Consider the following 2,114-nt stretch of genomic DNA (forward strand, 5'->3'; position numbering starts at 1 on the left):
CACCGGGGCATGGTGCCTGTTCCACCGGGCCCGGTCTACCTGCCAGCGGCCAGCAGAAGCCGACCTGCCGACCCGAGATGCTGTCCGCCCACAGGCCGAGATCAAGATCTACGGCTGGTACTAGGTTCACCATGAGATCGGGTACAGGTTTCATGGCACCGTCCTCCTGCGGTGCCCTAGCGTCGTGCCATGACGATTCCAGCTGGACTGAGACGCACGGTCCTCCGGGCGCAGCGGGACACCGGCTTTCTCGCCGCTGGTGTGCTGCCGCACCTGGCGCTGGTGCCCGTGTGGGCCTGGGCGGCGGCGACTACCGCCAGGACGGGGAACTGGCTCCTTACGGTTTCGACGTCGGCCGTCCTGGTCCTGCTCGGCACCCCGGTGCTGACGGGCGTTCAGCGGGCTCGCTGCCGGGTGCTCATCGGTGTGGACGTCCCCCGGCTCACCCCCACCGCGCCGGATCAATGGACGTGGGCCTCGACCGCCCGGTGGCTCGCGGCGACGCGGCCTTGGCGCAAGATCGGCTACCACCTCCTGCTGGGCCCGCTGCTCGCGCTGCTGGAGCTGCTGGTGCTCGCGGTGGCAGCGGCGTGCCTGGCGGGCGTCATCGCCTACGCCTGGTCATGGGCGCTGCCAACCGGAATCCGCCAGGACTGGTTCGGCTACCTGACCCAGCTGCCGGCTTACACAGCGGCTGGGCTCCTCCTCCTGTGCGCCCTGCCCTGGACCGTGCGGGCAGTGGCCCGGGCCGAGGCGCGGCTGGCGTTGGGCCTGCTCGGGCCCAGCCGGGCGCAGCGGCTCCAGGAGCGGGTCGATCAGCTGGCCGTGAGCCGGACCGACTTGATCGAGGCCGTCGACGCGGAGCGCCGCCGGATCGAGCGCGACCTGCACGACGGCACCCAGCAGCGGTTGGTGTCTCTCGCGGTCAACCTGGGTCTGGCCCTTGCCACCCGCCCGGACCTGCCGAGTGATGACCGCGAGGTGATCGCGAGAGCGCACCTGGAGGCGAAGGAGGCGATCGCCGAACTCAATGATCTGGTGCGGGGGCTGCACCCGGCCGTGCTCGAAGACCGAGGTCTGGACGCGGCGTTGTCCGGGCTGGCTGCCCGCACGCCCCTGCCGGTGCGGCTGCGGGTCGATCTGGAGGAGCGGGTGGCGCCCAGCGTGGAGTCGGTCGCGTACTTCGTGATCTCGGAGGCGCTGACCAATGCAACGAAGCACGCCAACGCGATGTATGCAGATGTGATGGTCCGTCAGGTCGGTGAGGTGCTGCGAGTGCGCGTTACCGACGACGGGCTGGGCGGTGCCGACGCCGCCGCCGGCACGGGGCTGACCGGGCTGGCCAAGCGGGTCGGCTCCCTCGACGGGGCCTTCCACGTCAGCAGCCCCGTTGGCGGGCCCACCACCATCACCGCGGAGCTGCCGTGCGCGCGGTGATCGCCGAGGATTCGGTGTTGTTGCGGGTCGGCCTGATCAAGGTGCTGGAGATGGGCGGGTTCCAGGTCGCCGCGGAAGCCGGCGACGCGGAGGGGCTGTTGGCGGCGGTGGCGGAGCACCGGCCCGAACTTGCCTTGATCGACGTCCGGATGCCGCCCGGCTTCACCGACGAGGGGGTGCGGGCGGCGATGGAGATCCGTCGGCGCTGGCCGGGGACACCGGTGGTGCTGCTTTCGCAGTACGTGGAGGAGCGGTACGCGGCCGACCTGCTGTCTGCGAACACCAGCGGTGTGGGCTACCTGCTCAAGCAGCGGGTTGCCGATGTCGCCGACTTCGTGGCGGCGGTCCGGCGGGTGGCGGACGGGGGCACGGCCCTGGACCCGCAGGTCGTCGCCCAGTTGCTGCTGCTGCGGCGCGACAGCGACCCGCTCGCGCGGCTGACCCCCCGCGAACGGGAGGTGCTCGGCCTGATGGCCGAGGGGCGCTCCAATGCCGGCATCGCGCAGGCGCTGGTGGTCAGCGAGAGCGCCGTGGCGAAGCACATCAACAACATCTTCGCCAAGCTTGACCTGCCCGTGGTCGACGCGGACCACCGCCGCGTCCTGGCCGTGCTGCGGTTCCTCGGAGCGTCCCGGGCCTGACCTTCCCATCCGTGATCACGATCTACGGCTGGAGTA

At 71.0% G+C, this 2,114-nt stretch carries 2 protein-coding genes; both read left to right on the forward strand.

The window, feature by feature from the left end; all coding sequences use genetic code 11:
- Window positions 1-189 precede the first annotated feature (189 nt).
- Window positions 190-1,437 (forward strand): sensor histidine kinase, encoded by a 1,248-nt coding sequence (locus tag ACZ5WK_RS40210; protein WP_465555525.1) that lies wholly within the window; start codon window positions 190-192, stop codon window positions 1,435-1,437.
- On the forward strand, window positions 1,425-2,078 hold the full coding sequence (locus tag ACZ5WK_RS40215) for a response regulator (RefSeq protein WP_283471430.1): 654 nt from the start codon (window positions 1,425-1,427) through the stop codon (window positions 2,076-2,078). The genes ACZ5WK_RS40210 and ACZ5WK_RS40215 overlap by 13 nt, the downstream gene beginning before the upstream one ends.
- Window positions 2,079-2,114 lie beyond the last annotated feature (36 nt).

Source organism: Kitasatospora sp. NPDC032757 (assembly GCF_055579305.1).